The sequence below is a fragment of the Nocardioides sp. P5_C9_2 genome (genome assembly GCF_054049555.1).
The window spans coordinates 1-6360 of the sequence record NZ_JBFUMD010000199.1; the positions used below are offsets into that span (position 1 = coordinate 1).

Annotated in this window: 6 protein-coding genes; 1 reads left to right on the forward strand and 5 read right to left on the reverse strand. The window is 73.0% G+C overall.

What is annotated here, in order from left to right:
* The coding region (locus ACXJKL_RS11445; protein ID WP_457207171.1) for an FAD:protein FMN transferase at positions 1-334 on the forward strand (334 nt) is incomplete at its 5' end.
* Positions 335-346: 12 nt separating this feature from the next.
* Here ACXJKL_RS11445 and ACXJKL_RS11450 read toward each other — a convergent pair.
* The 5 genes from ACXJKL_RS11450 to ACXJKL_RS11470 form a co-directional block, all read right to left on the reverse strand.
* Positions 347-1462 carry an FUSC family protein gene (locus tag ACXJKL_RS11450; RefSeq protein ID WP_457207172.1) on the reverse strand — a complete coding sequence of 372 codons (1116 nt, stop codon included), beginning with the start codon at positions 1460-1462 and terminating at the stop codon, positions 347-349.
* Positions 1463-1650: 188 nt separating this feature from the next.
* Positions 1651-1821, reverse strand: a complete 171-nt coding sequence (locus tag ACXJKL_RS11455; RefSeq protein WP_457207173.1) for a hypothetical protein — start codon at positions 1819-1821, stop codon at positions 1651-1653.
* A 63-nt stretch (positions 1822-1884) separates the two neighbouring features.
* A complete protein-coding gene (locus ACXJKL_RS11460; RefSeq protein ID WP_457207174.1) occupies positions 1885-4053 on the reverse strand; it encodes an MMPL family transporter in 2169 nt (722 codons plus the stop codon).
* 82 nt (positions 4054-4135) lie between these two features.
* Positions 4136-4963 carry a sulfite exporter TauE/SafE family protein gene (locus tag ACXJKL_RS11465; protein WP_457207175.1) on the reverse strand — a complete coding sequence of 276 codons (828 nt, stop codon included), beginning with the start codon at positions 4961-4963 and terminating at the stop codon, positions 4136-4138.
* Positions 4960-6360 (reverse strand): MBL fold metallo-hydrolase (locus tag ACXJKL_RS11470; protein ID WP_457207176.1); only part of this gene is annotated, 1401 nt, incomplete at its 5' end. The genes ACXJKL_RS11465 and ACXJKL_RS11470, both read right to left, overlap by 4 nt.

Sequence of the window (6360 nt, forward strand, 5' to 3'; positions counted from 1 at the left end):
GTGCTGGACCGCGGAGCCCGACGGCGACCCGTGGCGGATCGGGATCGAGGACCCGCGGAACCCCTCGGCGCTGGTCGCGCAGGTGCCGTGCCGGCGCGGCGCGGTGGCCACCTCCGGCACCGCCCACCGCGGTGAGCACGTCGTCGACGCGCGCACCGGGCGCCCGCCGTCCGGCGTCGCCTCGGTGACCGTGGTGGCCCCCGACCTCGTGGCCGCCGACATCGATGCGACCGCGGCGTACGCCCAGGGGGTGGGTGCCCTCGCGTGGCTGCGGACCCGGCCCGATCGCGGCGGCCTCGTCGTCTGGGCGGACGGCCGCACCGTGCTCGTCTGAGGTCGGTCGCAGTCAGGCCGTCGTGGCCGCCCGGGGACCGCCGGGGACCCGCAACGGCAGCCGGTTGCCCCCGATCGGGTTGGCCTCCGCCACCACGTCCATCGAGTCGATGATGTTGCGCAGGTTGATGATCAGCGCGCCGTACACGGGCCACTCGGCCGAGCGCTCCGTCTCGCGCATGCCCTCGGTGAAGTCGTTGAGCCGCTCACGCACCACGTGCAGGGCGTCGGGGTCGGCCGCGGCGGCGGCCCGTCCCGTGTCGCCCAGCATCTCGATCCACGGGACCGCGAAGTCGTCGCCCCAGGTCTCCTTGTGGGCCGACTGGCCACCGAGCGTGCGGGCCAGGCTGCGGGTCTCCGCCACGGACTGCTCCATGCGGCGGAGCAGCCCGTGCCACTGCTCGGGGTTCTTCATCTGGCGGGCGGAGCGGCGCGGGTTCATCCGGGCGCTCTCCTGCGCCTGGCGCACCAGCGCCCACGCCTGGTCCACCTCGCGGTCGAGGTCCCGGCTCCGGTCGATCCACCCGGTGACGTCCTCGTCCTGGCACCCGTCCCCGAGGCCGCCGGACATGTCGGCGAGGAGCTCGCCGATCCGGTCGTCGATGCGGTCCAGGGCTTTGGCGGCCGTGTGCCGACGCAGCGGCGGCCACACGATCACGTTGACCAGCAGCCCGACCGCGACACCGATGGCGGTGTCGAGCAGCCGGGAGATGAGCATCACGTCGCTCTCGAACCCGGTGGTGAGCACCACGAGCCCGGTGGTGGCGATGGTGGTGGCCTCGGCCCCGAGCCACGGGACGGCGCCCAGCAGGAGGGCCACCACGAGGAGCAGGGTGATGGCGCCCGTGGTGAGCCCGAAGGACTCGCCGACGACGGTGGCCAGCAGCACCGCGACCACCGTCGCCGCCACCTGCTGGGTGCCCTTGGAGAACGTGCGGTAGACGGTCGCGTGCACCACGAGCAGGGCGGACCAGGGGGCCAGGAACGGCTGCGGCAGGTCCAGCACGCTGGCCGCCAGCACCCAGGCCGTGACGGCCGCCAGCACCGTCTTGGACAGCTGCAGGACGTCGTTCCACCAGATCGGGTCGCTGATCCGCTGGTCGACCCGCTCCCTCAAGTTCGTGCTCATCCGGTCGACACTACGGACAACCTGCGAGTGGGAGCGGATCGCCGATCGCCCCCACCACCCGGGCGGGTGACCGGCCGCTGCCGGAGGGTGGACCTGCTCGCACTGGGTGTGGGTTCGGTGCCACCAGGTGACACCGAACCCACAGTGAAGGGTCCGGGTGGGCTGGGAAGGGTGCCCGGGTCCGGGGGTCAGGCGCGGCCGAAGAGCTTCGAGAGGAAGCCGCCGGACTCGCGCTCGGCCTTCGGGTGGCCGGGGCAGCGGTCGTCGCGGGGGACGCCGGCCATCACCTGGCTGACGTGCTGGCCGCAACCGGCCCAGGTGGTCTTGCCGCAGGTCTTGCAGCGGACTGTTCGGCACATGGTGTGCTCCGTTCTGTGAGGGGTTCTCGGGTGGTTCCGGAAGGGGGGTGGGGGACTGGGCGATCAGCCGTGGGAGAACGTGATCCTCGGCAGCACCCGCGTCAGCCAGCGCGGGCTCCACCAGGCGGCCTTGCCGGTGAGGCGCAGCATGACGGGCAGCAGCACCAGCCGGACGAGGAAGGCGTCGAGCAGCACGGCCACGCCGAGGACGATCCCCATCTCCTTGGGCGGCAACGGGCCGGACAGCGCGAAGGTGAAGAACACCGCGACCATGACCGCGCCCGCGGCGAAGATCACCCGGCCTGAGTGGGCCAGYGCGCCGACCATCGCCTCCCGGGGATCGCCCGAGCGCTCGTAGTGCTCCTTGGCCGAGGCCAGCAGGAAGACCGTGTAGTCCATCGCGATGGCGAAGATCATCGCGAAGAAGAACACCGGCGCCCAGGCGTCGAGGAAGCCCTGGGACTCGAACCCGAGGAACCCGGCGCCGTACCCCTCCTGGAAGACCAGACGGGCGACGCCGAAGGCCGCGGCCGTCGACAGCAGGCTGGCCAGGGTCCCGAGCAGCGAGATGAGCGGGGCCTGGAGGGCGACCAGCAGGAGCAGGAAGCCCAGGGCGAGCACGACCCCGATGACCAGCGGCGTCGACTCGTCGAGCTGGGCCTTGAGGTCGAGGTTCTCCACGGCGGCACCGCCGACCAGGGCGGAGTCCGGCAGTTCCTCGCGCAGCCGGTCGACGGTCGCCTCGAGCTCGGGGTCGGAGGGGTCGACCGTCGGGACGGCCTGGATGAGCACCAGGTCGCTGCCGTCCGCAGCGGGCTGCGCGGGCATGGCCCCGGCGATGCCGGGGTCGTCGGTGAGCGCGGCGGTGGTGGCCTCGGCGTCGGAGGCGTTCGCGATCACCTGGAGGGTGCCGGGCGCGCCCTCACCGAAGGCGTCCTGGACCTGGCCGTAGCCGACGCGGGCACTGGCGTCGTCGGGCAGGACCTGGATGGACGGCATCGCGGTCCGGAGTCCCAGGACGGGGGCGGCCAGGGCCAGCAGCACGACCATCGCGGCCAGGCCGAAGACCACCGGCCGCTTCCAGAGGCGCTCGCCCCAGGCCGCGAACCGGGCCGAACGGTGCTCGCCGGTGTGGACCCACGTCAGGGAGAGCTTGTTGATCCGGTGGTCGAGCGTGAAGAGCACCAGCGGGAGCAGTGTCAGCGTGGCGGCGAGCACGAACGTCACCGCGAGCATGATCCCGCCCGCCATCGACCGGAAGGAGGGTGACGGCACGAGCATGACCGCGGATAGGGACACAAGGACCGTGATCCCGGACAGGAGCACCGCCTTGCCGGCCGTGTCCATCGTCTCCGCGATGGCCTGCCGGGGCGTCTCGTGGTGGCCCATCCGGGCGGCCCGGAAGCGCACCACGAGGAAGAGCGCGTAGTCGATGCCGAGGGCGAGCGCGAACATCATCGCGAAGTTCATCGCCCAGACCGACACCGGGACGAGTTCGTTGATGAGCACCAGCGAGCCGGCCGAGGCAACCAGGCCGGCCAGGGTCAGGATGAGCGGGAGCCCGGCCGCGACCAGGGCCCCGAAGGCCAGCACGAGGATCGCCATCGTGACCGGCCACGAGAACATCTCGGACTTCAGCATCGCGTCGAGGTTGGCCTCGTTGAAGTCTGACCAGAGCAGCGAGGCGCCGGTCGGGTTGACCTCGACGCCGTCACCGGAGAGGGCCTCCAGCTCGCCCTTGAGGTCGTCGGCGACCCGCACCATCTCGTTGGGGTCGGCGCCGGCGCCGGCGAGGATCACGGCGGTCTCGCCGTCCTGGCTCAGCGTGGCGCCGGGCTGGGGCGCGATCACGTCGGCGATGCGCGGCTCGTCCTGGAGGATGGCCGTTGCCCGGGCGAGCACGGCCTTGCCCTGCCCCTCGGTCACGGGGCCGTCGGTGCTGTGCACGACGACCTGGATGGCCGAGCTGGCGTTGCCGCCGAAGCTCTCCTGGGCGACCTCGCGCACGGCGACCGACTCCGAGCCGTCGGCCTGCCAGCCGGCACCCGAGAGGTTCGCCTCGACCTTGGGCGCAAAGGCGCCGAGGCCGACGATGAGCAGCAGCCACACTCCGGCGGTGATGCGGCGGTGGTGGGTGACCCACACGCCGAGTCGACCGAGGGGGCCGGGGCGGTAGCCGAGGTCGTCGGGATCGGGTCGGGCAGCGTGGCGGCGGGCGGCCGTCGACGTCATGGAGAGCTCCTGAGGTCGGGGAGAGCGGAGGTCGGGTGTGCGGAGGTCGGAGGTGGTGCGGTCGGAGGTGGTGGGAGATGGGTCAGACGAGGGCGGGCAGGGCCTGGACGGCGGTGTACGCCGCGACGGCGAGGACGAGTCCGGTGAAGGCGGCCGAGAGACGACGCGTGTCGACCCGGTCGGCGACGCGGGCGCCGACCACAGCGGCCACGGCGGCCGCCGCAGTGAGCACGACGACCGGCCACCAGTCGGGGGCCACGCCGCTGCCGGCCCGGGCGAGCAGCGCGACGGTGCTGGTCAGGGTGATGACCACCAGCGACGTGCCGGCGGCGTACTCCATCGGCAGGCTCAGCGCCACCAGCAGCGCGGGCACGACCAGGAAGCCGCCGCCCACACCGAGGAAGCCGGTGAGGAGCCCGACGGCCGTCGCGGTGACGACCACCTTGAGGGCCCGGGGGCACTGGCAGGCGAAGGTCGGGCTGAAGGTGAGGATCGGGTCGTCCAGCTCCGGGCGCCGGGCCGAGCGCTCGGCGGGACCGGTGTGACGACCACGCCACTGCCGGACAGCGAGCAGGGTGCCGACCGCGAGCATCAGCACGGCGAAGGCGCCGAGGAGCACCGGCTCCGGGACGGCGGCCGAGGCACGGGCCCCGACGATGGCCCCGCCGGTCGCGACCAGCCCGAAGGCGACACCGCGGGCGAGCAGGACGTTGCCGGCCTTGTACGCCGTGACGGCGCCGACGAGCGAGGTCACCCCGACCACCACCAGCGAGCCGGTGGTCGCCTGCGCGGGGCTCTGCCCGAGGGCGTAGACCAGCACCGGGACGGCCAGGATGGAGCCGCCGCCGCCGAGCGCGCCCAGGCTGAGCCCGATGAGCGCGCCGGCGACGAGGGCGAGGGCGAGGGTCACGCCTCGGGCCCCACCAGGTGGAGCCCGACCGGCTCGGCACCGTCGACGGAGTCGGGGAAGGCGTTGTCGAAGGAGTCGTCGATGGCCACCAGCGAGCGTCCGGCGGCGTCGAGCATCGAGGCCGCGACCGAGGCGCGGTAGCCCCCGGCGCAGTGCACCCAGACCTCGCCCGAAGGCACCTCGGCGAGTCGGTCCCAGAGCTCGTGGAGCGGGATGTTGACCGCCCCGTCGATGCGGGCGGCGTCGTGCTCGTCGGCTCGGCGCACGTCCAGGACGACCACCTCGCGGTGGTGACGGACCTGGGCCAGGTCGGCGAAGGTCGCGGTGGGGAAGGACGAGAGGTCCCGGTCGCTCCAGTCCTCGGGCCCGCCGGTCGCGTGGGCGGCCGGGCGGTCGATCCCGATGCGGACCAGCTCGCGCTGCGCCTCGGCGACGTCCTCGGCGGTCTCGCCGAGCAGGGTGAGGGGGGTGCCCCAGGTGATGAGCCAGCCGAGGTACGTCGCGAAGCCACCGTCCAGGCCGAAGTTGAGGGTGCCGGGTGCGTGGCCGGCCGCGAACGCCGTACGGCTGCGCAGGTCCACGACCCACTCGCCGGCCTCGATGCGGCGCCGCAGCTCGGCGGCGTCGGCGACCGCGGGCGCCGAGAGGTCGGGCTCCGACGGGCCGGAGGCGTTGGCCGGGGCCATGTGCGCGTAGTAGGCGGGCCAGGCGCCGAGGCCGGCCAGCAGCTCCTCGATGTAGGTCTCCTCGTCCTGGGTCAGCACCGGGTTGGACTGCTTCTCGCGGCCGATGGTCGAGGACGTCGCGTCGGACTGGGTGGCACCGGACCTGGTGGTGGAGCAGAACGAGCCGAAGCCGTGGGTCGGGAAGACCTCGGCGTCGTCCGGCAGGAGGTCGGCCAGCCGGTGGGCGGACGCGTGCTGGTGGCGCACCAGGTCGTGGGTGTGCTCGGGGCCGAGCAGGTCGGGGCGGCCGGTGGCGCCGTACAGCAGCGAGCCGCCGGAGAAGACGCCGATCTGCTCGCCTCCGTCGGTGAGGACGTAGGAGAGGTGGGTGAACGTGTGGCCGGGGGTTGCCAGCGCGGTGACGCGCATCCGTCCACCCACCTCGACGACCTGTCCGTCCGCCAGGGGGGTGCGGATGAAGGACACGTCGTCCTCGCCGTTGACGAGGTACTGGGCACCGGTGTGCTGAGCGAGGGCGAGGCCGCCGGTGACGTAGTCGTTGTGGATGTGGGTCTCGAAGACGTGGGTGAGGCGTACGCCGTGCTCGTCGACCAGGGTGAGCACGCGGTCGATGTCGCGCTGCGGGTCGACCACGAAGGCGACCTCGCCGTCGTGCACGAGGTAGCTGCGGTCGCCGAGCGTGGGGGTCTCGATCGGGACGACGGTGAGGGC